At 71.5% G+C, this 26,268-nt stretch carries 22 protein-coding genes; 11 read left to right on the forward strand and 11 right to left on the reverse strand.

Going from position 1 to position 26,268, the window contains the following annotated elements; genetic code table 11:
* The first annotated feature begins 297 nt into the window (after nucleotides 1-297).
* Nucleotides 298-663: a hypothetical protein gene (locus tag ACZ4SW_RS15385; protein ID WP_468242713.1), complete on the forward strand. Its 366-nt coding sequence runs from the start codon at nucleotides 298-300 to the stop codon at nucleotides 661-663.
* On the opposite strand, the gene ACZ4SW_RS15390 is transcribed toward ACZ4SW_RS15385, so the two are convergent.
* A complete protein-coding gene (locus ACZ4SW_RS15390) occupies nucleotides 563-2,155 on the reverse strand; it encodes a sensor histidine kinase (RefSeq protein ID WP_468242715.1) in 1,593 nt (530 codons plus the stop codon). The two genes, ACZ4SW_RS15385 and ACZ4SW_RS15390, sit on opposite strands and share 101 nt — an antisense overlap.
* A gap of 251 nt (nucleotides 2,156-2,406) precedes the next feature.
* On the reverse strand, nucleotides 2,407-5,202 hold the full coding sequence (locus tag ACZ4SW_RS15395) for an aconitate hydratase (RefSeq protein ID WP_468242718.1): 2,796 nt from the start codon (nucleotides 5,200-5,202) through the stop codon (nucleotides 2,407-2,409).
* 287 nt (nucleotides 5,203-5,489) lie between these two features.
* On the opposite strand from ACZ4SW_RS15395, the gene ACZ4SW_RS15400 reads away from it, so the two are divergent.
* Nucleotides 5,490-7,019 carry a helix-turn-helix domain-containing protein gene (locus tag ACZ4SW_RS15400; protein WP_468242720.1) on the forward strand — a complete coding sequence of 510 codons (1,530 nt, stop codon included), beginning with the start codon at nucleotides 5,490-5,492 and terminating at the stop codon, nucleotides 7,017-7,019.
* A gap of 62 nt (nucleotides 7,020-7,081) precedes the next feature.
* Nucleotides 7,082-7,234 carry a hypothetical protein gene (locus tag ACZ4SW_RS15405; protein ID WP_468242722.1) on the forward strand — a complete coding sequence of 51 codons (153 nt, stop codon included), beginning with the start codon at nucleotides 7,082-7,084 and terminating at the stop codon, nucleotides 7,232-7,234.
* Between the two features lie 155 nt (nucleotides 7,235-7,389).
* Here ACZ4SW_RS15405 and ACZ4SW_RS15410 read toward each other — a convergent pair whose 3' ends face one another.
* From ACZ4SW_RS15410 to ACZ4SW_RS15420, 3 genes are all read right to left on the reverse strand, one after another.
* Nucleotides 7,390-7,815 (reverse strand): DUF6299 family protein, encoded by a 426-nt coding sequence (locus ACZ4SW_RS15410; protein WP_468242725.1) that lies wholly within the window; start codon nucleotides 7,813-7,815, stop codon nucleotides 7,390-7,392.
* Nucleotides 7,816-7,969: 154 nt separating this feature from the next.
* Nucleotides 7,970-8,368, reverse strand: coding sequence for a RidA family protein (locus ACZ4SW_RS15415; protein WP_468242727.1), 399 nt, complete (start codon nucleotides 8,366-8,368; stop codon nucleotides 7,970-7,972).
* Complete coding sequence (locus ACZ4SW_RS15420) at nucleotides 8,365-9,492, reverse strand: acyl-CoA dehydrogenase family protein (RefSeq protein WP_468242730.1); 1,128 nt, start codon at nucleotides 9,490-9,492, stop codon at nucleotides 8,365-8,367. The genes ACZ4SW_RS15415 and ACZ4SW_RS15420 overlap by 4 nt, the downstream gene beginning before the upstream one ends.
* A 161-nt stretch (nucleotides 9,493-9,653) precedes the next feature.
* On the opposite strand from ACZ4SW_RS15420, the gene ACZ4SW_RS15425 reads away from it, so the two are divergent.
* Nucleotides 9,654-11,306: an AMP-binding protein gene (locus ACZ4SW_RS15425; RefSeq protein WP_468242732.1), complete on the forward strand. Its 1,653-nt coding sequence runs from the start codon at nucleotides 9,654-9,656 to the stop codon at nucleotides 11,304-11,306.
* A gap of 15 nt (nucleotides 11,307-11,321) precedes the next feature.
* Complete coding sequence (locus tag ACZ4SW_RS15430; protein ID WP_468242734.1) at nucleotides 11,322-12,155, forward strand: PaaX family transcriptional regulator; 834 nt, start codon at nucleotides 11,322-11,324, stop codon at nucleotides 12,153-12,155.
* Between the two features lie 6 nt (nucleotides 12,156-12,161).
* Here ACZ4SW_RS15430 and ACZ4SW_RS15435 read toward each other — a convergent pair whose 3' ends face one another.
* Nucleotides 12,162-14,510: a bifunctional salicylyl-CoA 5-hydroxylase/oxidoreductase gene (locus tag ACZ4SW_RS15435; protein ID WP_468242737.1), complete on the reverse strand. Its 2,349-nt coding sequence runs from the start codon at nucleotides 14,508-14,510 to the stop codon at nucleotides 12,162-12,164.
* A gap of 2 nt (nucleotides 14,511-14,512) precedes the next feature.
* Nucleotides 14,513-15,340, reverse strand: a complete 828-nt coding sequence (locus tag ACZ4SW_RS15440) for an enoyl-CoA hydratase family protein (RefSeq protein WP_468242740.1) — start codon at nucleotides 15,338-15,340, stop codon at nucleotides 14,513-14,515.
* A gap of 300 nt (nucleotides 15,341-15,640) precedes the next feature.
* On the opposite strand from ACZ4SW_RS15440, the gene ACZ4SW_RS15445 reads away from it, so the two are divergent.
* Nucleotides 15,641-16,090 (forward strand): ATP-binding protein, encoded by a 450-nt coding sequence (locus tag ACZ4SW_RS15445; RefSeq protein WP_468242742.1) that lies wholly within the window; start codon nucleotides 15,641-15,643, stop codon nucleotides 16,088-16,090.
* Here ACZ4SW_RS15445 and ACZ4SW_RS15450 read toward each other — a convergent pair.
* The 3 genes from ACZ4SW_RS15450 to ACZ4SW_RS15460 all read right to left on the reverse strand — a co-directional run bounded on the left by ACZ4SW_RS15450 (nucleotide 16,050) and on the right by ACZ4SW_RS15460 (nucleotide 20,096).
* On the reverse strand, nucleotides 16,050-17,504 hold the full coding sequence (locus tag ACZ4SW_RS15450) for an amino acid permease (protein WP_468242744.1): 1,455 nt from the start codon (nucleotides 17,502-17,504) through the stop codon (nucleotides 16,050-16,052). The genes ACZ4SW_RS15445 and ACZ4SW_RS15450 overlap by 41 nt on opposite strands.
* Nucleotides 17,505-17,750: 246 nt before the next feature.
* A complete protein-coding gene (argF, locus tag ACZ4SW_RS15455; protein WP_468242746.1) occupies nucleotides 17,751-18,758 on the reverse strand; it encodes an ornithine carbamoyltransferase in 1,008 nt (335 codons plus the stop codon).
* 108 nt (nucleotides 18,759-18,866) lie between these two features.
* A complete protein-coding gene (locus ACZ4SW_RS15460) occupies nucleotides 18,867-20,096 on the reverse strand; it encodes an arginine deiminase (protein WP_468242749.1) in 1,230 nt (409 codons plus the stop codon).
* Nucleotides 20,097-20,555: 459 nt separating this feature from the next.
* On the opposite strand from ACZ4SW_RS15460, the gene ACZ4SW_RS15465 reads away from it, so the two are divergent.
* From ACZ4SW_RS15465 to ACZ4SW_RS15480, 4 genes are all read left to right on the forward strand, one after another.
* A complete protein-coding gene (locus tag ACZ4SW_RS15465) occupies nucleotides 20,556-21,131 on the forward strand; it encodes a hypothetical protein (RefSeq protein ID WP_468242751.1) in 576 nt (191 codons plus the stop codon).
* Between the two features lie 254 nt (nucleotides 21,132-21,385).
* Nucleotides 21,386-22,138 (forward strand): AfsR/SARP family transcriptional regulator, encoded by a 753-nt coding sequence (locus tag ACZ4SW_RS15470; protein WP_468243195.1) that lies wholly within the window; start codon nucleotides 21,386-21,388, stop codon nucleotides 22,136-22,138.
* 338 nt (nucleotides 22,139-22,476) lie between these two features.
* Nucleotides 22,477-22,908: a nuclear transport factor 2 family protein gene (locus ACZ4SW_RS15475; RefSeq protein ID WP_468242753.1), complete on the forward strand. Its 432-nt coding sequence runs from the start codon at nucleotides 22,477-22,479 to the stop codon at nucleotides 22,906-22,908.
* Nucleotides 22,905-23,843 carry an MBL fold metallo-hydrolase gene (locus tag ACZ4SW_RS15480; protein ID WP_468242755.1) on the forward strand — a complete coding sequence of 313 codons (939 nt, stop codon included), beginning with the start codon at nucleotides 22,905-22,907 and terminating at the stop codon, nucleotides 23,841-23,843. The genes ACZ4SW_RS15475 and ACZ4SW_RS15480 overlap by 4 nt, the downstream gene beginning before the upstream one ends.
* Before the next feature lie 14 nt (nucleotides 23,844-23,857).
* Here the strand turns inward: ACZ4SW_RS15480 and ACZ4SW_RS15485 are convergent, their stop codons facing one another.
* Nucleotides 23,858-24,385, reverse strand: a complete 528-nt coding sequence (locus ACZ4SW_RS15485; RefSeq protein ID WP_468242757.1) for a flavin reductase family protein — start codon at nucleotides 24,383-24,385, stop codon at nucleotides 23,858-23,860.
* A gap of 195 nt (nucleotides 24,386-24,580) precedes the next feature.
* Between ACZ4SW_RS15485 and ACZ4SW_RS15490 the strand changes: the two genes are divergently transcribed.
* Nucleotides 24,581-26,194: an MDR family MFS transporter gene (locus tag ACZ4SW_RS15490; RefSeq protein WP_468242759.1), complete on the forward strand. Its 1,614-nt coding sequence runs from the start codon at nucleotides 24,581-24,583 to the stop codon at nucleotides 26,192-26,194.
* Nucleotides 26,195-26,268: the final 74 nt, after the last annotated feature.

Here is a 26,268-nt window from a genome sequence, read left to right on the forward strand (position 1 = left end):
TTGTCGCCCAACCGGCCGACCACAAGCCGTTGTCACCCCCAACGGCCGACCACAAGCCGGCGGACCCCGGTCCGGCCTACTCCCCCCGGGCCGGGCCGGCTCGCGGACCGGGTGGCCCGCACAGCGACCACCCGGTCCGCCCTGAGCGCCCGACCGCACCACCCGCCGGAAGCCGACGGCCCCCAACCATCACTCGTGGGGGCGGTGTTCGGCGCTCCAGGGCGCGCACGGGGCAACCCGAGTGCTCTCGTGGTCATCTACCTGTACGAACGCGATGACCGGGGAGAAGGGCGGGCTGTGCACGGTTCCGGCGCGGACGGTGGCCGCGAGAAGGCCACCGCCGGCTCCTGGTGGGCGGCAGCGGTGGCGAACCTCCTGATCGGCATGCTGGCGATCGTCCCGGGCGTGTGCGTCCGGTGGCTGCTCGCCAGGTACGTGCTGCTGCACTGCGTCGCCCGGTTCGGCTGTGGCGGCACATCACCGGACCAGACCGTCGGTATGACGCTCGGCGCGGTGCTGGGCGGGGGGTTCGTGCTGGGGATGGTGCTGGTGGTGGACGTCCTCATGCCGTGGCAGGAGGGCCGACCGCTGCACCTGTGGCTCGGCATGACGACCCTGGTGCCGGCGCCGTTCGCGGTGGCGCAGGTCGCGGGATGGATTTAGGGCTCCCCGTAAACTGCGCCTGAGCGGCGGGCAGTTGGACCGTGAACTCCGTACGGCCCGGAACGCTCTCCGCCCGGATGCCGCCACCGTGGGCGGCCGTGATCGCCGCGGCGATCGCGAGACCGAGTCCCGAACCGCCCGGCGCGCCGTGTGCGCGGGAGCGGGAGGTGCCGGCGCGGGTGAAGGGTTCGAACACCGTCGGCAGCAGCGCGGGCGGGATGCCGGGCCCGTCGTCCCGTACCCGGATCACGCACCGCCGGCCGATGGCCTCGACCGAGGCGACGACGGTGGTGCCGGCCGGAGTGTGGACGCGGGCGTTGGCCAGGAGATGCGCCACCGCCTGGCGCAGCCGTGTCTCGTCGCCGAGGACCAGCGCGGGGGTGTCGAGACGCAGGTCGAGCTGCCAGTCGTGGTCGCCGCCCGGCGCGCGCTCCTCCCACACCGCCTCGGCGACCAGCGACGCCAGGTCCACCTCGGTGGTGTGCAGGGGGCGGCCCTCGTCGAGCCGGGCGAGCAGCAGCAGGTCCTCCACCAGGCGCGTCATGCGGGCCGACTCGGCGGTGACGCGGCGCCAGGCCAGTGCGGGCTCGATCGGGCCGGTGCCCCGGTTCATGAGTTCGGCGTAGCCGGCGATGGAGGCGAGCGGCGTGCGCAGTTCATGGCTGGCGTCGGAGAGGAAGCGGCGCATGCGTTCCTCGCCGCGGCGCACCTGCTTCTCGCCGCGCCTGCGTTCGGCCAGCGAGGCCTCGACATGCTCGATCATGCGGTTGAGGGCGGCGCCGACCTGCCCGGCCTCGGTGCCGGGATCGGTGTCGCGTTCGGGCACCCGGGGCAGGCCGGTGCCCTCACCCTGGCCCAGCGGCGCCCGGGAGACCTCGGCCGCGGTGGCGGCGACCCGGCGAAGCGGGCGGAGCTGGCGCCGTATCACCACCGCGCAGACGCAGCCGGCGACGGCGAGTCCGACGGCCGCCACGGCGGCCTCGGCCACGACCAGGCCCCGGATCATGTCCTGGACGTCGTCCATCGGAAGCCCGGTCAGGACGCGGACTCCTCCTCCGTCGAGGGCGGTGACCCGGTAGGTGCCGAGGCCCGGCACGCTCCGGGTGTGCACCGAGCCGTCGGGGCCGATGCCGTCCAACGCCGTGCGCTGGGCTCCGGTGAGGGGCCGCGGGGCGGCGCCCCGGGTGACGACCTCCGCCACGGTGACCCTTCCGTGCTCGTCGAGCCGGGCGGCGAGCATGCCGGCGGGCTGTCCGCGCTCGTCCAGGAAGGCGAGGCCGGTGGCGCCGGGGTGGCGGGCCGCGCCGTCCTGGCTGTGCCGGGCGGCGTCGCCGACGCGTCGGTCGAGGTCGCCGAGCAGGTAGGTGCGCTGGGCGTAGACGGAGGTGAACATCATGGCCGTACACACCGCGACGAGCACCGCGCCGGTGTACAGGAGCAGCCGCGTGCGCAGCGAACGGGCCACCGGCCGCCCGGCGAGCCCGGCCCTCATCTCCGTGCCTCGGCAGCGGCGGCGGGCGGCGGCGCGACGGGGCCGGGCTCGTCGTCGACGATCAGCACACGTGCGGGGCCGCCGGGGGAAACAGTCGTGCCAGACATGTCGTCATCCTGTCCCGGTCCGCTGGGGACAGCCTGTGTCCGCACTGAGCTCCGGCGATGTCCCCGGTCGGGCGGCGGTGCGCACACGGCGGAGGGCCGCACCCCCGGGCGGGGGTGCGGCCCTCGACTGCCGTGCCGGATCGCCTACTTGCGGATCAGGCTGCGCAGCACGTACTGCATGATGCCGCCGTTGCGGTAGTAGTCGGCCTCACCGGGGGTGTCGATGCGGACGACCGCGTCGAACTCGACGCCCGTGTCGGTGGTGACCTTCACCGTGCGCGGCGTGGTGCCCTCGTTGAGCTCGGTGACGCCGGTGATGGAGAAGGTCTCCTCGCCGGTCAGGCCGAGGGAGGCGGCGGACTCGCCCTCGGGGAACTGCAGCGGCAGGACGCCCATGCCGATGAGGTTCGAGCGGTGGATGCGCTCGTAGGACTCGGCGATGACGGCCTTGACGCCGAGGAGCGCGGTGCCCTTGGCCGCCCAGTCGCGGGACGAGCCGGAGCCGTACTCCTTGCCGGCCAGGACGACCAGCGGGATGCCGGCGGCCTGGTAGTTCTGCGAGGCGTCGTAGATGAAGGAGACCGGGCCGCCCTCCTGCGTGAAGTCGCGGGTGTAGCCGCCCTCGGTGCCCGGCGCGATCTGGTTGCGCAGGCGGATGTTGGCGAACGTACCGCGGATCATGACCTCGTGGTTGCCGCGGCGGGAGCCGTAGCTGTTGAAGTCGCGGCGCTCGACGCCGTGCTCGGTGAGGTACTTGCCGGCCGGGGTGTCGGCCTTGATCGCACCGGCCGGGGAGATGTGGTCGGTGGTGACCGAGTCGCCCAGCTTGGCCAGGACCCGGGCGCCGGAGATGTCGGAGACCGGCTCCGGCTCCATGCCCATGCCCTCGAAGTACGGGGGCTTGCGGACGTAGGTGGACTCCGGGTCCCACTCGAAGGTGTTGCCGGTCGGGACGGGCAGGGACTGCCACTGGGCGTCGCCCGCGAAGACGTCGCTGTAGGACTTGGAGAACATGTCCTCGCCGATGGCGCTTGCGACGACCTCGTTGACCTCGGCCTCGGTCGGCCAGATGTCCTTCAGGTAGACGGGGTTGCCGTCCTGGTCGGTGCCCAGCGCCTCCCTGGTGATGTCCACCTTCATGGATCCCGCGATGGCGTAGGCGACGACCAGCGGCGGGGACGCCAGGTAGTTCATCTTGACGTCGGGGTTGATGCGGCCCTCGAAGTTCCGGTTGCCGGAGAGGACCGAGGTGACCGCGAGGTCGTGCTCGTTGACGGCCTTGGAGACCTCCTCCGGCAGCGGGCCGGAGTTGCCGATGCAGGTGGTGCAGCCGTAGCCGACGAGGTTGAAGCCCAGCTTGTCCAGGTACGGCGTGAGGCCGGCCTTCTCGAAGTAGTCGGTGACGACCTTCGAGCCCGGGGCGAGGGTCGACTTGACCCACGGCTTGCGGGTCAGGCCCTTCTCGACCGCCTTCTTGGCGACCAGGGCGGCGCCGATCATGACGTACGGGTTGGAGGTGTTGGTGCAGGAGGTGATGGCGGCGACCGTCACCGCACCGTGGTCCAGCTCGTAGGTCGTGCCGTCGGGGGCGGTCACCTGGACCGGGTGGGACGGGACGGCGCCGGTGCCCTGGCCGTGCTGCGGGGCGCCCGCACCGTTCTCCTCGTGGCCGTAGGCCGGGGCGTCGGAGGCCGGGAAGGACTCGGCGCTGGCCTCGTCGACCACGGAGGCGGCGGCGGCCGGGGTCTGGGCGACGGGGGCCTCGACGTAGTTGAGCACGTCCTTGGCGAACTGCTGGGCGGCCTCGGCGAGGACGATGCGGTCCTGCGGGCGCTTCGGGCCGGCGATGGACGGGACGACCGTGGACAGGTCCAGCTCGAGCTTCTCGGAGAAGTCCGGCTCGGCCTTCGGGTCCAGCCACAGGCCCTGCTCCTTGGCGTAGGCCTCGACGAGCGCGACCTGCTGCTGGGAACGGCCGGTCAGGCGCAGGTAGTTCAGGGTCTCGTCGTCGATCGGGAAGATCGCGGCGGTGGAGCCGAACTCCGGCGACATGTTGCCGATGGTGGCGCGGTTGGCGAGCGAGGTCGCGGCGACGCCCTCGCCGTAGAACTCGACGAACTTGCCGACCACACCGTGCTTGCGCAGCATCTCGGTGATGGTGAGCACCAGGTCGGTGGCGGTGGTGCCGGGCTGCAGCTCGCCGGTGAGCTTGAAGCCGACGACGCGCGGGATGAGCATGGAGACCGGCTGGCCGAGCATCGCGGCCTCGGCCTCGATGCCGCCGACGCCCCAGCCGAGGACGCCGAGGCCGTTGACCATCGTGGTGTGGGAGTCGGTGCCGACCAGGGTGTCCGGGTAGGCCTTGCCGTCGCGGACCATGACGACGCGGGCCAGGTGCTCGATGTTCACCTGGTGGACGATGCCGGTGCCCGGCGGGACGACCTTGAACTCGTCGAAGGCGGTCTGGCCCCAGCGCAGGAACTGGTAGCGCTCCTTGTTGCGGCCGTACTCCAGCTCGACGTTCACCTTGAAGGCGTCGTTCGTGCCGAACTTGTCGGCGATGACGGAGTGGTCGATGACCAGCTCGGCCGGCGCCAGCGGGTTGATCTTCGCCGGGTCGCCGCCCAGCTCCTTCACGGCCTCACGCATGGTCGCGAGGTCCACGACACAGGGCACGCCGGTGAAGTCCTGCATGATCACGCGGGCCGGCGTGAACTGGATCTCCTGCGACGGCTGGGCCTGGGAGTCCCAGTTGCCGAGGGCGCGGATGTGGTCGGCGGTGATGTTCGCGCCGTCCTCGGTGCGGAGCAGGTTCTCCAGCAGGACCTTGAGGCTGTAGGGCAGGCGGGCCGAGCCCTCCACCTTGTCCAGCCGGAAGATCTCGTACGACTCGTCGCCCACCTGCAGCGTGCTGCGGGCGTCGAAGCTGTTCGCCGACACGACAGTCTCCTTCATTGATGTGCGCGTACCACCACGATCCTGCCGCCACGGCATCTCGGCCGATCCGCTAAGGTAAGGCTAAGTTAGGCAACCCTTACCGGAGCGGCCACTGCGGTACGCCTCGGCAGATATCTCGATGTCGAGATAACTCTAGTACATGGGACCGGGAAGGTCATGCGCGGCCGACCTCTCGCCGCACACCTCTCTCACCAGGCATCACTGTGGCCCCTTCACTCGAATGGACCCCACCGGATGTGCCATCTCATATCTGAGATAGCCTCAGTCTCATGTCAGACGACTACCTCGTACGCATCGGCAAGCTCATCCGTGTCGCACGCCAGCACCGTGGCTTGACCCAGGCGCAGCTCGCCGAGGCACTCGGTACCAGTCAGAGCGCCGTGAACCGCATCGAGCGGGGCAACCAGAACCTCAGCCTTGAGATGATCGCCCGCATCGGGGATGCCCTGGACAGCGAGATCGTGTCCCTGGGCTACGCGGGCCCCATGCATCTGCGGGTGGTCGGCGGCCGCCGGCTGTCCGGCGCCATCGACGTCAAGACGAGCAAGAACGCCTGCGTGGCACTGCTGTGCGCCTCGCTGCTCAACAGGGGGCGCACGGTGCTGCGCCGCGTCGCCCGCATCGAGGAGGTCTACCGCCTGCTGGAGGTGCTCACCTCGATCGGCGTGCGGACCCGGTGGATCAACGACGGGGTCGATCTGGAGATCGTCCCGCCCGCGGATCTCGACCTGGACGCCATCGACGCCGAGGCCGCCCGCCGCACGCGGTCCATCATCATGTTCTTCGGCCCGCTGCTGCACCGCCTGGACCGCTTCAAGCTGCCGTACGCCGGGGGCTGCGACCTCGGCACCCGCACCGTCGAGCCGCACATGATCGCGCTGCGCCGCTTCGGGCTCGAGGTCACCGCCACCGAGGGGCTGTACCACGCGGTGGTGGACCGGTCCGTCTCCCCCGGCCGGGCGATCGTCCTGACCGAGCGCGGCGACACCGTGACCGAGAACGCGCTGCTGGCCGCCGCACGGCACAACGGCGTCACGGTCATCCGCAACGCCTCCTCCAACTACATGGTCCAGGACCTGTGCTTCTTCCTGGAGGCCCTCGGCGTCGAGGTCGAGGGCATCGGCACCACCACCCTCACCGTGCACGGCGTCCCGAACATCGACGTGGACGTGGACTACTCCCCCTCCGAGGACCCGGTCGAGGCGATGAGCCTGCTGGCGGCCGCCGTGGTCACCGAGTCGGAGCTGACGGTGCGCCGGGTGCCGATCGAATTCCTGGAGATCGAACTCGCGGTGCTGGAGGAGATGGGACTCGACCACGACCGCACGCCCGAGTACTCCGCGGACAACGGCCGCACACGGCTGGTGGACCTGACCGTGCGGCCCTCCAAGCTGGAGGCGCCGATCGACAAGATCCACCCGATGCCGTTCCCGGGGCTGAACATCGACAACGTCCCGTTCTTCGCGGCCATCGCGGCCTCCGCACAGGGCAAGACGCTGATCCACGACTGGGTCTACGACAACCGTGCCATCTACCTGACCGACCTCAACCGCCTGGGCGGGCGCCTGCAGTTGCTCGACCCGCACCGCGTCCTGGTCGAGGGCCCGACCCGCTGGCGCGCCGCCGAGATGATGTGCCCGCCGGCCCTGCGCCCGGCGGTGGTCGTCCTGCTGGCGATGATGGCGGCCGAGGGCACGTCCGTACTGCGCAACGTGTACGTCATCAACCGCGGCTACGAGGACCTGGCCGAGCGGCTGAACTCGGTGGGGGCGCAGATCGAGATCTTCCGGGACATCTGACGAGTCGTCACAGGCGAGTCGCCGCAGCAGCTTCGACCCGCGGAAACGCGAGGCGGAGGGACGTGCGGCGGCTCCCCTGGACTGAGGAGAACACCGGCGCCGCTGAACTGCCGCTCTCCGCCGACGAACTGGCCGGTCTGAACACGCCGGCCGGCCGGATCGGCGTACACGGCGGCCGCCACAACGAGCACCACATGTCGCTGGTCGACAAGTAGGAGGAAAACGAAAGGCCGGCGGGCGGGCGGCACCGTTACCGGTGCTCCCGCCCGCAGCCGCTCGTGTTCGTTGCCGCCGGCGGTCTCTTCCGGGACATCTGCAGGTCTTCGGAAGACCGTTTCGCCCGCCGAATCGGGCGGGGCGTCGACGGGGTTCAGGCCGCGATCAGGGCGATGTCCTGCTGCCGGCCTGCGCGGAAGAGGGGCAGCGGGAGGCCGGTGCCGCTCAGTTCCATCAGCGTGACCTCGACGTGTGCCCGGCCCGTGCGGTAAGCGCCCTGGCGGGTCTCGGCGTTGGTCCATCTGTGCACGACGCCGTCGCAGGTCGCCACGGTGCCGCCGACACCGTGGCGGACGCGGGGGTCCCCCTGGGAGAGCGAGGAGGACACGAAGACCGGGCCGCCGGTGCCGCCGGTACAGCGGTAGGTGCCGGACAGGGTCAGCGTGCCGTCGGGCGCCAGGTGCCCGGTCGCGTCGACGGTCACCTCGTCGAACGACCCGGAGAGGGCACCCGCGGCGGGCACCGCGGACAGGAGCAGAGCGGCACCGACGAACGGCCCGGCGATCCTGCGCAGAAACATGGAGCACCTCCTGGACTATGGGGGTTCCACAGCTACCGGGAGGCCCCGGTGCGGCCCGGCATCCTCACCCCTTCGGTGGCGCGTTGGGCTGATCAACGTCGGTCGGACTGCCGGGCACACGCCCCGTCCGCCCGGCACCGGTCCGTGGGCGCGGCTACGGGAGCACGGCGAAGCCGTCCAGTTCCACCAGCGCCTGCTCGTCCCACAGGCGTGTGATGCCCACGACGGCCATCGCGGGGTAGTCACGGCCCGCCAGCCGCCGCCAGATGCGGCCCAGTTCGGGGGCGTGCGCGCGGTAGCCGGCCACGTCGGTGGCGTAGACGGTGACGCGGGCCAGGTCGGCGGGGGTTCCGCCGGCGGCGTGGAGGGCGGTGAGCAGGTTGGCCAGGGCGCGTTCGAACTGCTCGGGGAGCGTGTCGCCGGCCACCTTGCCGTCGCCGTCGAGGGCGGTCTGGCCCGCCAGGAAGACCACCCGGCTGCCGGTGGCGACGACGGCGTGCGAGAAGCCGGAAGCCGGGGAGAGGCCGGGCGGGTTGATGCGTTCGCTGGTCACGGGGCCTCCACGGTGGCGTACAGCTCCTTGGCGATGATGCCGCGTTGCACCTCGCTCGCGCCCTCGTAGATGCGCGGGGCGCGCACTTCGCGGTAGAGGTGTTCGAGGAGGTGGCCGCGGCGCAGTGCGCGGGCGCCGTGCAGTTGGACGGCGGTGTCGACGACGTACTGCGCGGTCTCGGTGGCGAGCAGCTTCGCCATGGCGGCCCGCTTGGGGACGTCCGGGGCGCCCGCGTCGTACGCCGTCGCCGCCGCGTGGACCATCAGGCGGGCCGCCTCGGTGCGCAGGGCCATCTCGGCGACCTGGTGGGAGACGGCCTGCAGGTCCTTCAGCCGGCCGCCGAAGGCGTCCCGCGTGGCCGTGTGGGCGATGGTGGCGTCGAGGGCGGCCTGCGCCATGCCGACCGCGAACGCGCCGACGCTGGGGCGGAAGAGGTTCAGGGTGCCCATGGCGACCCGGAAACCGCGGTCGGCCTCGCCGAGCAGGTCGTCCGCGGTCACCGGCACCGCGTCGAAGGCGAGCGTGCCGATGGGGTGCGGGGAGAGCATGTCGAGCGGGGTCCCGGTCAGGCCGGGGCGGTCGGCGGGGACGAGGAACGCGGTCACACCGCGGGAGCCCGCACCGGGGGTGGTGCGGGCGAAGACGGTGTAGAAGTCGGCCTCCGGGGCGTTGGAGATCCAGCACTTCTCCCCGGTGAGCCGCCACCCCGAGGGGCCGTCGGCCTCGGCCGCGAGGGACAGCGCCGCCGCGTCCGACCCCGCGTCCGGCTCGGTCAGCGCGAAGGCGGCGACCGTGGTCCCGGCCCGGACACCGGGCAGCCAGCGGGCGCGCTGGGCCGGTGTCCCGTACGCGTGCACGGGGTGGGCGCCGAGGCCCTGCAGGGCGAGCGCCGTCTCCGCCTCGGTGCAGGCGTACGCCAGGGACTCCCGCATCAGGCAGAGTTCCAGCGCACCGGAGGTGAACAGCCGGTCGAGGAGCGCGAGTCGGCCGAGTTCGGCCACGAGGTCGCGGTTGACGCGGCCGGGCTCCCCCTTCTCGGCGAGCGGGCGCAGCCGCTGTTCGGCCAGGGTGCGCAGCTCGGCGCACCAGGCCGACTGTGCGGGGTCGAGCGAGAATGCGGTCATGGCCGGTCCCCTCTCCCTGTCGGCCTCCTGGGCCCGGTGGACTGCTCACCCGAACGTATCGCGGACCATTGACTGTCGTCACCAACACGATACGCTCCAGGCACGAGCCCACCACGGCAAGGGGGCGAGACGCCATGGACCCGAGGGACGCCACAAGCGCCATGGACACCGCGAGCCGCCCGTCGGCCGATGCTTCGTCACCGGTCCCCACCGCCCACCGCGACACCTTCGCCCGTGACCATCTCCCGCCCCCCGAGCAGTGGCCCGAGCTCCGCTTCGACCTGCCGGAGCTGCGCTACCCCGAACGGCTGAACGCCGCGGCCGAACTGCTCGACCGCACCGCCCCCGACCGCCCCGCGTTCCGTACGCCGGACGGCGGCGTGTGGACGTACGGACAGCTCCGCACCCGGGTCGACCGCGTCGCGCACGCGCTCACCTCCCGTCTCGGCGTCGTCCCCGGCAACCGCGTGCTGCTGCGCGGTCCCACCACGCCCTGGCTCGCCGCCTGCTGGCTCGCGGTCCTGAAGGCGGGCGCGATCGCCGTGACCGTGCTCGCGCAGCAGCGCCCGCACGAGTTGCGCACCATGTGCGACATCGCCCGGGTCGGCCACGCCCTGTGCGACGTCCGCGCGGTCGACGACCTGGTCAAGGCCGACGTGCCCGGGCTGCGCATCACCACCTACGGCGGCGACGCCCCCGACGACCTGCTGTGCCTGCCGGTGCCCGAGGAGCCGTACACGCCGGTGGACACGGCCGCCGACGACGTGGCGCTGATCGCCTTCACCTCCGGCACCACGGGCCGCCCGAAGGGGTGCATGCACTTCCACCGCGACGTGCTGGCCGTCGCCGACACCTTCTCCCGGCACGTCCTCCGGCCGCGCCCCGACGACGTCTTCGCGGGCAGTCCCCCGCTCGGTTTCACCTTCGGGCTCGGCGGACTCGTGGTCTTCCCGCTGCGGGCCGGCGCCAGCGCCCTGCTGCTCGAACAGGCGGGCCCCCGGCAACTGCTGCCCGCGATCGCCGAGCACCGGGTCTCGGTGCTGTTCACCGCGCCGACCGCCTACCGCGCGATGCTCGACGAGCTGGACTGGTACGACACGACCTCGCTGCGGCGCTGTGTGTCGGCCGGCGAGAACCTTCCCGAGGCCACCTGGCGAGCGTGGCAGGAGCGCACCGGTCTCGGCATCGTCAACGGCATCGGCGCCACCGAGCTGCTGCACATCTTCATCTCCGCCGCGGACGGCCGGATCCGGCCGGGAACCACGGGGGTTCCGGTCCCCGGGTGGCACGCGTGCGTGCAGGACGGGAACGGCGAGCCCGTGCCCGACGGCGAGCCCGGACTGCTCGCCGTGCGCGGCCCGGTGGGCTGCCGCTATCTCGCCGATCCACGGCAGCTTGAGTACGTCCGGGGCGGCTGGAACATCACGGGTGACACCTACGTCCGTGAGCCCGACGGCTACTTCCGCTACGTGGCCCGCGCCGACGACATGATCATCTCCGCCGGCTACAACATCGCCGGGCCCGAGGTCGAGGACGCCCTGCTGCGCCACCCGGACGTGGTGGAGACGGCGGTCGTCGGGCGGCCCGACGAGGCGCGCGGGCAGATCGTGGTGGCGTACACGGTTCTCCGGGAGGGCGCACGCCGCGACCCGGAGGCGCTGCGCGCGTTCCTGACCTCGGAGCTGGCGCCGTACAAGTGCCCGCGCGAGTTCGTCTTCCTGGACGCGCTGCCGCGCACGGCGACGGGCAAGCTCCAGCGGTTCCGGCTGCGCGCGGACGCCGACGCGGTGCCCGCGCGAGGTGATCATGAGTGACGCCGACGATCTAAAGTGATCAACGTGTCCGATCAGCACGCTCAGCACGCCCCGAGGTCCCTCATCGTCACGTTCTACGGTGCCTACGGCCGCTTCACCCACGGCCCGGTCCCCGTGGCCGAGCTGATCCGGCTGCTCGCCGCGGTCGGCGTGGACGCGCCCTCCGTACGGTCGTCGGTGTCGCGGCTGAAGCGGCGCGGACTGCTCGTGCCGCAGCGCACGGCGGCGGGCGCGGCCGGGTACGCGCTGTCGCCGGAGGCCCGGCAGTTGCTCCAGGACGGCGACCGGCGGGTGTACGCGACGACGCCCCCGAAGGACGAGGGCTGGGTGCTGGCCGTGTTCTCCGTGCCGGAGTCCGAGCGGCAGAAGCGGCACCTGCTGCGCTCCCGGCTGGCCGGGCTCGGCTTCGGCACGGCGGCCCCCGGAGTGTGGATCGCCCCCGCACGTCTGTACGAGGAGACCCGGCACACCCTGGAGCGGCTGCACCTGGACGCGTACGTGGACTTCTTCCGCGGGGAACACCTCGGGTTCGTCCCGACCGCGGAGGCGGTGGCACGCTGGTGGGACCTGGCGGCGATCGCCAAGCAGCACGAGGCGTTCCTCGACCGCCACGCGCGCGTGCTGCGCGGCTGGGAGTCCCGCGAGGACACACCGCCCGAGGAGGCCTACCGCGACTATCTGCTCGCGCTGGACTCCTGGCGTCATCTCCCCTACGCCGACCCCGGGCTGCCGGCCGGCCTGCTGCCCGCGAACTGGCCGGGCACCCGCTCGGCGGCCGTCTTCCGGGCGCTGCACGAGCGGCTGCGGGACGCCGGGGCGGTGTTCGCGGGCGTGGCGGATCCGTCGTAGGGGCGGTCAGTCCCCCAGCGTGAGGCGGGGCTTCGGGGCGTCGGTGCGGCCGGTGTTGGGGCGCCTGCTGCCCGCCCGGTACGGCGCGGGCCACACCGCACCCGGTCCGCTGTAGCCCTGTTCGGCCGCCGCGTGCAGGGTCCAGTGCGGGTCGTACAGGTGCGGCCGGGCGAGGGCGCACAGGTCGGTGCGGCCCGCGAGGATCAGCGAGTTGACGTCGTCCCAGGAGGAGATCGCGCCCACCGCGATCACCGGGACGCCGGTCTCGTGGCGGATCCGGTCGGCGTACGGCGTCTGGTACGACCGCCCGAACGCCGGCTTCTCCTCGGCCACCACCTGCCCGGTCGAGACGTCGATGGCGTCGGCGCCGTGCGCGGCGAACGCGCGGGCGATCTCGACGGCCTCCTCGGCCGTGGTACCGCCCTCGGCCCAGTCGGTCGCGGAGATCCGTACGGTCATGGGCCGCTCCTCGGGCCACACCGCGCGCACGGCGTCGAAGACCTCGAGGGGGAAGCGGAGCCGCCCGGCGAGCGAGCCGCCGTAGGCGTCGGTGCGGTGGTTGGTGAGCGGTGAGAGGAAGCCGGAGAGCAGATAGCCGTGGGCGCAGTGCAGTTCGAGGAGGTCGAAGCCGGAGCGGGCGGCCCGCCAGGCGGCGGACGCGAACTGTTCGCGGATGTCGGTCAGTTGGGCGCGGGAGAGCTCGCGCGGCGTCTGGCCGCCCGGCTTGTACGGCATCGGCGAGGCGGCCACGAGCGGCCAGTTGCCCTCGTCCAGCGGTTCGTCCATGCCTTCCCACATCACCTTGGTGGAGCCCTTGCGGCCGCTGTGCCCGAGCTGCACGCCGATGGCGGTGCCCGGGGCCCGGCTGTGCACGAAGTCGGTGATGCGCCGCCAGGCCTCGGCCTGCCGCCCGGTGTAGAGACCGGCGCAGCCCGGGGTGATGCGGCCCTGAGGACTCACGCAGACCATCTCGGTCATCACCAGCCCGGCCCCGCCGAGCGCCCGTGCGCCCAGGTGGACGAGGTGGAAGTCGCCGGGAACCCCGTCCACCGCCGAGTACATGTCCATCGGCGAGACCACGACCCGGTTGCGCAGGGTCAGCCCGCGCAGCCGGAAGGGGGTGAACATCGGGGGCGTGCCGGGCGGGCAGCCGAACTCGCGCTCCACCGACCCGGTGAAGTGGGGGTCGCGCAGCCGCAGGTTGTCGTGGGTGACGCGGCGGCTGCGGGTGAGCAGGTTGAAGGCGAACTGGCGGGGCGGCTGGCCGAGGTACAGCCGCAGGTTCTCGAACCACTCCAGGCTGGCCCGGGCCGCGCGCTGCGTGGAGGCGACCACCGGGCGCCGCTCCTCCTCGTACGCGGCCAGGGCCTCGGGCAGCGAGGTGTGCTCCTCCAGGCAGGCGACCAGGGCCAGGGCGTCCTCCACCGCGAGCTTCGTGCCGGAGCCGATGGAGAAGTGAGCGGTGTGCGCGGCGTCGCCGAGGAGGACCAGGTTGCCGTGGGACCAGCGCTCGGTGACGACCGTGCGGAAGGTGGTCCAGGCGGAGTTGTTGGAGCGCAGGGCGCGGCCGCCGAGCGCGTCCGCGAAGACCTTGGCGCAGCGCTCGATGGTCTCGGCGGTGTCCAGCTCGGCGAACCCGGCCGCGTGCCACACCTCCTCGCGCATCTCCACGATGACGGTCGACGCGCCGGACTGGCTCTGAGGTCCCAAGGGCCTCGTCGAGGGGCGGTGGCCGGGCGACGGGCGGGCGTAGGGATAGCCGTGCAGTTGCATCACGCCGTGCTCCGTCTCGGCGATCTCGAAGCGGAACGCGTCGAAGGCGAAGTCGGCGGCGAGCCAGATGTACCGGCAGCGGTGCTCCTCGACCGAGGGCCGGAACACCTGTGAGTACGCCTCGCGTGTGCCGCTGTGCACCCCGTCGGAGGCGATGACGAGGTCGTACGTCTCCGACAGCCGCGCCGGGTCCGGGGCCTGGGTGCCGAAGCGCAGGTCGACGCCGAGGGAGCGGCAGCGCTCGTGGAGGATCCGCAGGAGCCGCCGCCTGCCGAGGGCGGCGAAACCGTGGCCGCCGGAGGTGTGGCGCACGCCCCGGTGCACGATGTCGATGTCGTCCCACCGCACGAACTCGTCCTTCAGCGCGGTGAACACGACGGGGTCGGCGTGCTCGATGCCGCCGAGGGTCTCGTCGGACAGGACGACGCCGAAGCCGAACGTGTCGTCGGGGGCGTTCCGCTCCCAGACGGTGACCTCCCGGGCGGGGTCCAGCCGCTTGAGCAGGGCGGCGGCGTAGAGCCCACCGGGACCGCCGCCGATGACGGCGACGCGCAGCGCCGGACCCTCGTGCGCCGCCGCCATGGCTACCTCCCCTGCCACTTCGGCGGCCGCCGTTCCGTGAAGGCGGCGTGGAACTCCGCGTAGTCGTCGCTGTTCATCAGCAGGGCCTGGGTCGCCGCGTCCAGTTCGACCGATGCCGCGAGCGGCATGTCCAGCTCGGCCGTGAGGAGGGCCTTGGTCTGGGCGTACGCCAGCGCCGGGCCGTCGGCCAGGCGGCGGGCCAGCGCCCGGGCCGCCTCGTCGGCGCCGCCCTCTTCCGTCAGCTCGCTGATCAGGCCGATCCGCTCGGCCTCGGACGCCCGCACCGGCTCCCCCAGCATGAGGAGCCGGGTCGCGTGGCCGAGCCCGACCACCCGGGGCAGCAGATACGCGGCCCCCATGTCGCCGCCCGACAGCCCGACCCGGGTGAAGAGGAACTGGAAGCGCGCGGTGGGGTCCGCCACGCGGAAGTCCGCGGCCAGGGCGAGGACGGCGCCCGCGCCCGCGGCGACCCCGTGCACCGCGGCGACCACCGGGAACGGGCACTCCCGAAGGGCCCGCACCACCTGCCCGGTCATCCGGTTGAAGTCCAGCAGTTGTGCGGTGTCCATGGACAGTGTGGCGCCGATGATCTCGTCCACGTCGCCGCCCGAGCAGAAGCCGCGCCCCTCGCCGCCCAGGACCAGGGCGCGCACGGACTTCTCCCGGGACAGCTCGGCGAGCAGGTCGCGCAGATCGGCGTACGCCCCGAAGGTGAGCGCGTTGAGTCTTCCGGGGCGGGCCAGGGTGACCGTGGCGACCCCGTTGTCGTGGACGCACCGCACATGGCGCCAGTCGGGGGTGCGGGCGGCGGAGCCGGTGAAGGGACTCATGACGGGCGGCCTCCTCGGACGGGGGCGGCGGTCCTCGCTGTTGCGCTGCCACGAAGTTATCACCGATCCGTGACCGTCGTCACGAGTGCGCGATACGACCGGGAGTGCGCCGGAGATACGACCGGGGCTGTCACACCTTCTCGACAGGCCGGTAACGGCGGGCGCAGGGATGCGCGGCGGGACGTCGGCACGGGTAGGCAGCCGGTACCGGGGCCGACGACGCCCCGGCCAAACCCGCCGACCGCCCCGCAGGGGGCGCGCCGTACGATGCCCCATGTTGAAAGCAGGACCGCCTGCGCCATGAACGGACCCGCCTTGTACGAATCCCCCGCACTCGCCTCCTGGCGCATCGCCCTGCCGCACACCACGGCCGCCGTCCCCGTCGCCCGCGCGCTGGTCCGTACGGCACTGGCGGAGCTGGAGCACGCGGCCGACAGCGACACCGCGGAGCTGCTGACGGCGGAGCTGGTCGCGAACGCCGTGGAGCACACCGCCGGGAACGGGCCCATAGAGCTCGTCGTCGAGCTGCTGCCGACCGGCTGCACGGTGGAGGTGCACGACCCGGACCCGGCGCCGCCCGGCCACCTCACCCACCCGCTCCCGGCGGTCCCCGACCCCTGGCAGGAGCACGGCCGGGGCCTGCTGCTGATCCGTACCCTCAGCTCGTCCTGCGGGCACCGCCCCACCGAGTCCGGCAAGGCGGTGTGGTTCAGACTGCCTGTGGTTCCCGCTCAGCGGCGTCCGCTGTGACGGCCCCGGCCGTGAGCCGGGAGTGCCGGCGCCCGTACAGCGCGTACACGAGGGCCCCGGCCGCGAGGAACGCCGCGAACTGCGCCCAGGTCGCCGAGCCCGTCTCGTACATCAGGTACAGGCAGAACCCGACGCCGAGCAGCGGCATCACCGGGTAGAGAGGGACGCGGAAGCTGCGGGCGAGGCCCGGTGCGCGGCGGCGCAGGGCGATCACGGCGACGTTGACCACCGCCATCGTGGCGAGGGTGCCGATGGTGCACAGGTTGACCACCGAGTCGAGCGAGGCGAAGGCGGCCGGGATCGCGAAGACGATCGCGACGATCAGGGTGCCGCCGACCGGCGTCGACGTCCTCGGCGAGACCCGTTCGAACACGCGCGGGATGAGTCCGTCACGCGCCATGGACATGAGGATGCGGGTCTGGCCGTACATCACCGCGAGCACGACCGAGGCGATGGCGACGACCGCGCCGAAGGCGATGACACCGCCGCCGACCGTGGAGCCGGTCACCTGGTTGACGACGTACGACAGCGCGGCGGGCCGGCCGCCGACCGCGGGCCCGCCGATGGCGCCGATCGCGGCGAGGGCGACCGCGCAGTACAGCAGGGTGACCAGGCCGATGCAGACCAGGATCGCGACCGGGACGTCGCGCCGCGGGTTGCGGGCCTCCTCACCGGCGGTGGTGATCGCGTCGAAGCCGATGTACGAGAAGAACGCGGCCGTGGTGCCCGCACCGATGCCGCCGATTCCGGCCGGCGCGAACGGGGTCAGGTTGCCGTGCCGGAAGGCGGTGAAGCCGATGGCGCAGAAGGCGACCAGGATCGCGAGCTTGAGCACGGCCATGGCGGCGGTGGCCCGTGCGCTCTCGCGCACGCCGCGCACGAGCAGGACGCAGGCCAGGGCGATGACGATCACGGCGGGCAGGTTGACGATCCCGCCGTCGCCCGGCCCGGCCGAGAGCGCGGCGGGGAGCTGCCATCCCGTGAGGCTGTGCAGCAGTTCGTTGACGTACTGGCTCCAGCCGACCGCGACGGCCGACACGGACACGCCGTACTCCAGGAGCAGGCACCAGCCGACGAGGAAGGCCGTGCCCTCGCCGAGCCCGGCGTAGGCGAAGGAGTACGACGAGCCGGAGACCGGAATCGCACCGCCCAGCTCGGCGAACGCGAAGGCGGTGAACACGCAGGTCAGCGCGGCGAGCACAAAGGAGACGACGACGCCGGGGCCGGCTTGGGCGACCGAGTCGGACAGTCCGACGAAGATGCCGGTGCCGACGATCGCGCCGACGCCGAAGCAGACGAGCTGGAACAGGCCCATATGGCGTTTGAGGCCGTGCCCGGCCAGATCGGTGCCGGCCTCGGCGACGAGCAGCTCGGGGGACTTGATGCGGAAGCGGTTGGCAGGGCTGCCGGGCATACGGGTAGTGCTCTTTTCAGTGGTGCGGTACGGCCGGATGGGCCGCTCGACGGACGCGGAATGGGTGGTTCCGGGGCCGTGGGGATCGTACGGGAGGGTGCGGGGCGCGCGCTGTGGCCGTCGTCGCAGCCGGTCGCGCGAGGACCCGGCCAGGAGAGGACCGGGCCAGGAGAGGACCAGGCCGGGAAGGGCCCAGCCCGGGAGGAGGACCCGGTCGGGAAAGGACCAGGCCGGGAGAGTCCCCGGTCAGGCGAGGGTCGCGACGAGGACCGCCTTGATCGTGTGCATCCGGTTCTCCGCCTCGTCGAAGACGACGGAGTGCCCGGACTCGAAGACCTCGTCGGTCACCTCCAGCTCGGTCAGCCCGTGCCGCTCGTGGATCTCGCGACCGACGGCGGTGCCGAGGTCGTGGAAGGCCGGCAGGCAGTGCAGGAACCGCACGTCGTCGTTGCCGGTGGCGCGCAGCACGTCCATGGTCACCGCGTACGGGCCGAGCAGCGCGATGCGTTCGTCCCAGACCTCCTTGGGTTCGCCCATCGACACCCAGACGTCGGTGGCGACGAAGTCGGCGCCGCGCACGCCCTCCTTCACGTCCTCGGTGAGCGTGATCCGGGCGCCGGAGTCCTCGGCGAGCCGCCGGGCCGCCTCGACGACGGTCTCGTCCGGCCACAGCACGCGGGGTCCGACGATGCGGACGTCCATGCCGAGCAGGGCGCCGGTGACCAGGTAGGAGTTGCCCATGTTGTTGCGGGCGTCACCCAGGTAGGCGAAGGCGATCTCCGTCAGCGGCTTGTCGCAGTGCTCGGTCATGGTGAGCACGTCGGCGAGCATCTGGGTGGGGTGCCACTCGTCGGTGAGGCCGTTGTAGACGGGGACCCCGGCGTGCGCGGCCAGCTCCTCGACGACGTCCTGCCCGTGTCCCCGGTACTCGATGGCGTCGAACATCCGGCCGAGCACCCGGGCGGTGTCCTTGACGGACTCCTTGTGCCCGATCTGTGAGCCGGCGGGGTCCAGGTAGGTGGTGTGGGCAGCCTGGTCGGCGGCGGCCACCTCGAACGCGCAACGGGTGCGGGTCGAGGTCTTCTCGAAGACGAGCGCGATGTTCTTCCCGGTGAGGTACCGCGTCTCGGTCCCGGCCTTCTTGGCCGCCTTCAGCTCGGCGGCCAGCTCGATCAGACCGCGGAACTCCTCGGCGGTGAAGTCCAGCTCCTTGAGGAAGTGGCGTCCGGCGAGGGCGGTCGGGACTGTCGCCATGGGGGCGCTCCAGAGGTACGAGGGACGGGACGAACACGGGAACGAATGGAAGTGTATACGACGCTCTACATTTCTATACGGACCGTGGAGTCGTTCACCCACCCGCGTTCACGCACCCACGCGGTCCCTCTCCACCGGACAGCTCATGCAGCGGGGCCCGCCCCGCCCCCGCCCCAGCTCGCTCCCCGGGATCTCGATGACCTCGATCCCCCGCTTGCGCAGATGGGTGTTGGTCGTGGAGTTCCGCTCGTAGGCGATGACGACCCCCGGTTCCACCGCGAGGACGTTGCAGCCGTCGTCCCACTGTTCCCGCTCCGCCGCGTGCACGTCCTGCGTGGCGGTCAGCACCCGGATCTCGCTGAGCCCCAGGGCCGCGGCGATCGCCCGGTGCATGTGCTCCGGCGGATGGTCGGTGACCTTCAGCTCCTTGTCGCCCGCCCCGGGCTCGATCGTGTACGAGCGGAGCATGCCGAGCCCGGCGTACTGGGTGAACGTGTCGCCGTCGACCATGGTCATCACCGTGTCGAGGTGCATGAACGCACGGCTCTTCGGCATGTCGAGCGCGACGATGGTCCGGGCCGAGGAGGCGGCGAAGAGCTTGTGCGCGAGCATCTCGACCGCCTGCGGCGTGGTGCGCTCGCTCATGCCGATGAGCACGGCGCCGTTGCCGATGACCAGCACGTCGCCGCCCTCGATGGTGGACGGGTAGTCGGCCTGCCCCTCGGACCAGAGGCGGAAGTCCTCGTCCCGGAAGAGCGGGTGGTGCCGGTAGATGGCCTCGAAGTGGACGGTCTCGCGCTGCCGCGCGGGCCAGCGCATCGCGTTGATCGAGACGCCGTCGTAGATCCAGGCCGAGGTGTCGCGGGTGAAGAGGTGGTTGGGCAGGGGCGGCAGCAGGAAGTCGTCCAGGTCCATCACGTGGAACCGCACGGAGGTCGGCTCCGGGTGGGCCGCGAGGAACTCCCGCTTGGTCATGCCGCCGACCAGGGCCTCGGCGAGTTCACGGGCGGGCAGGGCCTCGAAGGTCGCGCGGAGGTGGTCGGTGGCGAGCGGCCCGTACTCCTTCTCGTCGAAGACCCGGTCCAGGACGAGGGTGCGGGCCGCCGGGACACGGAGGACGTCGGTGAGCAGGTCACCGAAGAGGTGGACGACGACCCCCCGGTCGCGCAGCACGTCGGCGAACCCGTCGTGCTCCGTGCGCGCCCGGCGCACCCACAGCACGTCGTCGAAGAGGAGCGCGTCCTTGTTGCTGGGGGTGAGCCTTTTGAGCTCGAGGTCGGGCCGGTGCAGAATGACGCGCCGCAGCCGCCCGGCCTCGGAGTCGACGTGGAATCCCATGCCTCCATCCTGACCATTCGGGCACGCGTTCACCCCTTGTTCGCGCCGATTCGGACCGAGACGGACCGGCCGGGGAGGGGCCGGGCTCAGGAGCAGAGCGCGGATCCCCGGAGCGGAAAAAACCGGACGACCGGTTCTCTGCATGTGAGATGTGCGTCACTGCGATTCCGGTGCGGGGCGGCTCTCCGGTGCGTGATCAGGGGCTCCTGATGGCCGAAGCCGTCGCCGCGCCGCCGCGGCCAGGCGCGTGCGGCGGCGCAGGCCGCAGGGGTGTGCGGCCGTCCGGTGCGCACCTGTCCCCGGTGCGCCCGCCCCGGCGCTCTAGTGGCGCTCTAGCGCCGCTCCATACCACCGGATCAGGTTTTTGTTGATCCCGGGAACACCCAGGTTCTTCTCGCGGAAAGGTGTCCTCGAATGACAAGAGCACGACATATCCGCAGGTCAATCGTTACGGCCGCCATGCTGGCCGCGGCGATCCCGACGATCGGCTGGTCCCCGGCCGCCGCAGCCGACACGAGCCTGTCCAACCCCTACGCGTGCCAGGTCAACACGACCCAGGGCCTGCCCTACGCGGTGGGCTTCACGGCCTCGGCGCCGCAGAAGGTGGCTCAGGGGCAGAGCTTCACCGCCACCATCACTCCCGCCCCGATCACCCCGAACCCCGCGCACAACGACTACTCCTACAACCTGGTGCTGCGCCTGCGGCTTCCTGACAACGCGGCGCTGCGTCAGTACCGGCTGACCGGCGGCGACACCGCGGCGACCGCAGCCGTCGAAGGCGACGAACTGGTCCTGCGGGCCAACGGGCCCTTCCCCGCCGGGGTGGCGTTCCAACTGCCCACGGTCAAGCTGACGCTCCGGGGGACGGAGCAGGGCGTGGTGACCACGCAGCCGGGCGGCTCCGGGTACGACGCCTACGGGTTCGGGTGGGATTTCATTCCCTCGGCGAACGAGGCCCCGTACGTGCCGACGCCCAGCACCCTGCGCTGCTTCCCCAACCCCGCCCAGACCCTGACATCGACGACCGTGCAGTAGTCGTCCCGTAGTCGCCACGGAGGACGCGTGCGGCTGAGTGCCGTGCGCGTCCTTCTTGGCTTGATGCCGCCGCTGACGGTTCCGCCGTTTGGTTTCCTCAAATGATCGTTCAATCAGCGGCGCGTCGGCGATGTGTAGGGCAACGTTGTCCGACGCACTACCAGTTGGCCGGCTCTACCGAGTGAACAGGGGGTAACTCCGTGGATGTCCAAGTCCTTGGGCCGTTCTCGGTCCGCTTAGATGGCCAGTCCATTGTGCCGAGCGCGGCGAAACCACGACAGATCCTCGCGCTTTTGGTGACAAGGGCGCAGCAGGTGGTCACGGTGCCCACTCTGATGGAGGAGATCTGGGGCGACCACATTCCCCGAAGCGCCGCCACCACGCTCCAAACCTACATCCTCCACCTCAGGCGCCAGGTGCGAACGGCGCTTCTCGCCGAACAGGGAGTGGACGCCAAGAAGGTCATCGCCACGACCCTGGGCGGTTACCGGCTCACGGTCCACCCGTCCTCCAGCGATGTACGCGAGTTCCAGACTTTGTCGACCCATGGCCTGAAGGCCTTGGAGAACGGGGACCCGCACACCGCCTCGCTGCTGCTCCGGCAGGCGCTGGAACTCTGGCGCGGACCCGCTCTGGTCGACGTGCCGACGGGGCGGGTGCTGAGCGTCGACCTGCTCGGTCTCGAAGAACTGCGCATCCGGGTGCTGGAGCAGCGCATCGAGGCCGACCTGATGCTCGGCCGGCACGGCTCCATGCTCGCCGAGCTGAGGATGCTGGTGGCCAGGTATCCGATGAACGAGAACCTGACGGCTCACCTGATGACCGCCTTCTACCGGTCGGGAGCACTATGGCGTGCTCTCGACGCGTTTCAGGCCCTCCGCAAGACGCTGATCGACGAACTCGGTGTGGAACCATCCTCCCGCTTGCAACGACTGCACCAGGCCATGCTGTCCGGCGAGCCGGGACTGTCCGGCGGCGCGCTGTCCGGGGCCTGGCGTACGGCATAACAGGTCCCTGCGGGCGCGGGGCGACGCCGCGGTGCAGCCGTGCACCGAGCCGTGCGGCGTCGTCCGGGTCGACGATGGGGTCGACCCCGCCGCGCTCGTCTCCCCCGCGGTCCGCCCGGCAGCGGATCACCTCCGCGTCCCCACGCACGCGACGCCCGTGCTTCATCCGTCCAGGGGTCATGCCTCCATCCTGCAATCCCAAGCGGACTTGAGGTCAAGGGCCGGTCCGCCCCGGCGTCCGGTCCACCGGTGAATGGCTCGAGCCGGACTACAGGGCACCTCGACCGCCCCCGGCCAGGCTGGTGACGCCAACCGACCACCGCCCCGAAGGAGAACCGGTGACCGTCGTGACCGTCCGTACGGACCTCTACGCCCAGGTCCAGCACTTCTACGCCCACCAGATGCAGGCCCTCGACGCGGGCCGGTTCGCCGACTACGCGGACACGTTCACCGAGGACGGTACGTTCCAGCACTCGCCCGGGGCTCGGCCGGCCGTCGGGCGGGCCGGTATCGTCGCCGAACTCGTGGAGTTCCACAAGCGGTTCGACAACGACCCCGTGCAGCGTCGCCACTGGTTCAATCACATCGCGCTGAAGCCCCTCGCCGACGGATCGCTGTCGTCCACGGTCTACGCCCTGGTCGTCACCGTGCGCCCCGGAGGCAAGCCGGAGATCGCACCCAGTTGCGTCGTCCACGACGTCCTGGAGGTCACCGAGGACGGCGTACTCACCCGGTCGCGTCTGGTCACCCACGACCAGGAGGCGGCGTGATCGAGTCGACGAGCGAGACGGCCGAGCAGCGACCCGGTACCGGATCGCGGTTGCTGGAGGTCGCCGACGGGGTGTTCGCCTACGTCCAGCCCGACGGGGGGTGGTGCCTCAACAACGCCGGTCTGGTGACCGGCGGCGGCCACGGTCTGCTCGTGGACACGGCGGCCACCAGCAGCCGGGCCGAGGCGCTGCGCACCGCCGTCCTCTCCGTGCTTCAGGCTCCGCCGCGGCTGCTGGTCAACACCCATTCCCACGGTGACCACACGTTCGGCAACTGCCGCTTCCCGGAGGCGGTGGTCATCGCGCAGGAGGGGACCCGCACCGAGATGAGGGAGACGGGGCTGCATCTGACACGGCTCTGGCCGGACGTGGACTGGGGCCCGGTGGAGGTCGTCGAGCCCGCGGTGACCTTTCCGCAGCGGCTGGCGCTGCACGTCGGGCACCGGACGGTCGAACTGCTACACGTGGGCCCGGCCCACACGGGCAGCGACACGGTGGTGTGGCTGCCGGCCGAGCGCGTCCTGTTCACCGGTGATGTCGTGATGAACGGCGTCACCCCGTTCGTCCCGATGGGCTCGCTCCGCGGAACCCTGTCGGCCCTGGACACACTGCGCGGTCTGAACCCGGCGGTGGTCGTCCCCGGCCACGGGCCCGTCACCGACGCGTCGGTGTTCGACGAGGTGGAGGGCTATCTACGGCTGCTCCAGGACGTGAGCCTGCGCGGACTCACCGCGGGGCTGTCACCCGTCGAGCTGGCCCGGCGCACCGACCTCGGGTCCTACGCGGCCTGGATCGATGCCGAGCGGGTCGTCCCCAACCTGTACCGCGCCTACGCCGAGGCGCAGGGCGCGGCGGGCGGCTCCCCGGTGGACATGGGCGAACTCTTCGCGCGCATGGTCGACTTCCACGGCGGACTGCCCGCCTGCCACGCCTGACCGGGGGCCGGACGTCACATGCCGACCGTGCTGCGCCCGCGTGCCGCGTCCCAGGGGGTGAAGACGCCCTGCTGGTACAGCAGCGACGGGGCCGCCCCCCGCAGACCGGCGTGCTCCATGCGGCCGATGAGCAGCGTGTGGTCACCGGCCGGGACGCTGCGTTCCAGCGTGCACTCCGCGTGTCCCAGGACCCCGTCGAGGAGGACGGGGCAGCGGGGCAGGGCGTAGCCCGGCCGCCATGCCACGGCCTCGAACTTCCCCGCCGACCGGCGGGCGAAGGAGCGCGCCAGTTCCTCGCCGGCTGCCGCGGACAGCAGGTGGAGCGCGAAGGCCTTCGAGCCGAGCACCGCGGGCAGCGTGCGGGACTGCTGGTCGACGCTGACCAGCAGCAGGGCCGGCTCCAGGGAGACCGCGCAGAAGGCGCTGCAGGTGAACCCGAGCGGCTCCCCTTCCGGGCCCGTCGTGGTCACCACCGCGGTGGCCGTTGGTACTGAACCGAAGAAGTCGCGAAATGTGTCGGGCCCCACTGCCACGCCTCTCACCGCCGTTCTGTCCGGGGGATGCCCGGCCGGACCCTTCCGACCGCGCCGACCACGCTCGCCGCAGTCTCTGGAGAGCATCTGGACTCCTGGTGGAACGGGTGACGGCGCTTGACCTCAAGTGCGATTGAGGTTGCACAGTGGCGTGGTCCTCTGCGGCGCCCCGGCCGAAAGAGCATTCACCAAGGAGCAGAACTCATGACCGACACCGCGAGGCCCCCCACGCAACCGGAAGCGGCCGCCGGGCCGAAACCGAACGCGGGGATCATCCTCTTCGGGCTGATGCTCGGGATGTTCCTGTCCTCACTCGACCAGACCGTGGTCTCCACGGCGATGCGGACCATCACCGACGACCTGCACGGCCTGACCCAGCAGGTCTGGGTGACCACTGTTTACCTGATCACTTCCGTCGTATCCACCGCGTTGTACGGCAAGTTATCCGACGTCCACGGCCGCAGGCCCGTCTATCTCCTCGCGGTCGGCATCTTCCTGGCCGGTTCCGTTCTGGCCGGCCTGAGCCAGGAAATGTGGCAACTGATCGCCTCCCGCGCCGTCCAGGGCGTCGGCGCCGGCGGCCTGATGAGTCTGGCGTTCACCATCCTCGCCGATCTGGTGCCGATGCCGCAGCGCACCCGGTACCAGGCCTGGTTCGGTGCCGTCTTCGGTGTCTCGGCGGTTGTCGGCCCGGTGGTCGGCGGCTGGTTCGCCGGCATGGACACCCTCCTCGGCGCGACCGGCTGGCGCTGGGCGTTCTTCATCAACGTCCCGATCGCCGTGGCGGCCATGGCCATCGTGGGCCGCCTGCTGCGGCTGCCCAAGCCGCAGGTCGACAGCAAGCGCACCGACGTACTCGGGCTCGTCACCCTGGTGATCTGGGTGGTGCCGCTGCTCGTCGCCGCCGAGCAGGGCCGTGGCTGGGGATGGGGCTCCGGCACCACCCTGGCGCTGTTCGCGGTCGGCGCGGTCGGTCTGGCGTTGTTCCTGATCGCCGAGCGGCGGGCCGGTGAGACGGCGATGCTGCCGCTCAGCCTGTTCCGCAACCGGGTCTTCACCCTGATCAACGGCGCCAACGTGATCGTCGGCATGGGTGTGTTCGGCGTCCTGACCGTGCTGCCGATGTACCTGCAGATCGTGCGGGGACTGACACCGACACAGGCCGGACTGATGCTGCTGCCGCAGACCGTCGGCATCGTCGTCTCCGGCCGGATCGCCGGACCGTACGTGGCCAAGACGGGCAACTACAAGATCGTCATCGCGACGGGCGTCGCCCTGATGGCGGTGGCCTCCTGGTGGCTGAGCGCGACACGGATGGGCACCGGGCTGTGGCAGACCGGGGTCGCGACCCTGGTGATGGGCGTCGGGGTGGGCTTCTCCTGGCAGGTGATGCTCGTGGCGATCCAGCGCAACGCCGGGCCGCAGAACATGGGTGCCGCGATGTCGTCGTACACCTTCTTCCGGCAGATCGGATCCACGGCCGGCGCCTCGGTGTTCCTCGCGGTGTTCTTCGGCACCGTCAGCGGGCATGTGGCGCGGTCCTACCGGGACGCCGCCTCGGACCCCGCGTTCTCCGCCGCCGCCCACGACCCGTCGGTCGCGTCGAAACCCGCCAACGAGATACTGCTCAAGGGCGCCGACGGCAGCCTGAACCTGAACGACACCTCGTTCCTCGCGCACGCCGATCAGCGGCTGGCCCGCCCCCTGCTGGAGGCCATGACCAACGCCATCGACGAGGTCTACCTGGTCAGCGGCTGCTTCCTGGTCCTCGGCGTCCTGCTGTCGCTGTTCGTACCCCAGCAGCGACCGCAGGCCTGACCTGCGCAGGACAAGGGCGGGGGCCGGGCCGCCGGCATCGCCGGCCACCCGGCCCCCGCCCTCGCTCATCCGCC

It is taken from the genome of Streptomyces sp. NPDC028331 (assembly GCF_055565775.1).

What these genes read in the sequence shown, in the direction of transcription:
- ACZ4SW_RS15390 (WP_468242715.1), bottom strand. Translation starts at nt 2,155, where the DNA reads ATGAGGGCCGGGCTCGCCGGGCGGCCGGTGGCCCGTTCGCTGCGCACG.
- ACZ4SW_RS15400 (WP_468242720.1), top strand. Translation starts at nt 5,490, where the DNA reads ATGTCAGACGACTACCTCGTACGCATCGGCAAGCTCATCCGTGTCGCA.
- ACZ4SW_RS15410 (WP_468242725.1), bottom strand. Translation starts at nt 7,815, where the DNA reads ATGTTTCTGCGCAGGATCGCCGGGCCGTTCGTCGGTGCCGCTCTGCTC.
- ACZ4SW_RS15420 (WP_468242730.1), bottom strand. Translation starts at nt 9,492, where the DNA reads ATGACCGCATTCTCGCTCGACCCCGCACAGTCGGCCTGGTGCGCCGAG.
- ACZ4SW_RS15425 (WP_468242732.1), top strand. Translation starts at nt 9,654, where the DNA reads ATGGACACCGCGAGCCGCCCGTCGGCCGATGCTTCGTCACCGGTCCCC.
- ACZ4SW_RS15435 (WP_468242737.1), bottom strand. Translation starts at nt 14,510, where the DNA reads ATGGCGGCGGCGCACGAGGGTCCGGCGCTGCGCGTCGCCGTCATCGGC.
- ACZ4SW_RS15440 (WP_468242740.1), bottom strand. Translation starts at nt 15,340, where the DNA reads ATGAGTCCCTTCACCGGCTCCGCCGCCCGCACCCCCGACTGGCGCCAT.
- ACZ4SW_RS15445 (WP_468242742.1), top strand. Translation starts at nt 15,641, where the DNA reads ATGAACGGACCCGCCTTGTACGAATCCCCCGCACTCGCCTCCTGGCGC.
- ACZ4SW_RS15450 (WP_468242744.1), bottom strand. Translation starts at nt 17,504, where the DNA reads ATGCCCGGCAGCCCTGCCAACCGCTTCCGCATCAAGTCCCCCGAGCTG.
- argF (WP_468242746.1), bottom strand. Translation starts at nt 18,758, where the DNA reads ATGGCGACAGTCCCGACCGCCCTCGCCGGACGCCACTTCCTCAAGGAG.
- ACZ4SW_RS15460 (WP_468242749.1), bottom strand. Translation starts at nt 20,096, where the DNA reads ATGGGATTCCACGTCGACTCCGAGGCCGGGCGGCTGCGGCGCGTCATT.
- ACZ4SW_RS15465 (WP_468242751.1), top strand. Translation starts at nt 20,556, where the DNA reads ATGCTGGCCGCGGCGATCCCGACGATCGGCTGGTCCCCGGCCGCCGCA.
- ACZ4SW_RS15490 (WP_468242759.1), top strand. Translation starts at nt 24,581, where the DNA reads ATGACCGACACCGCGAGGCCCCCCACGCAACCGGAAGCGGCCGCCGGG.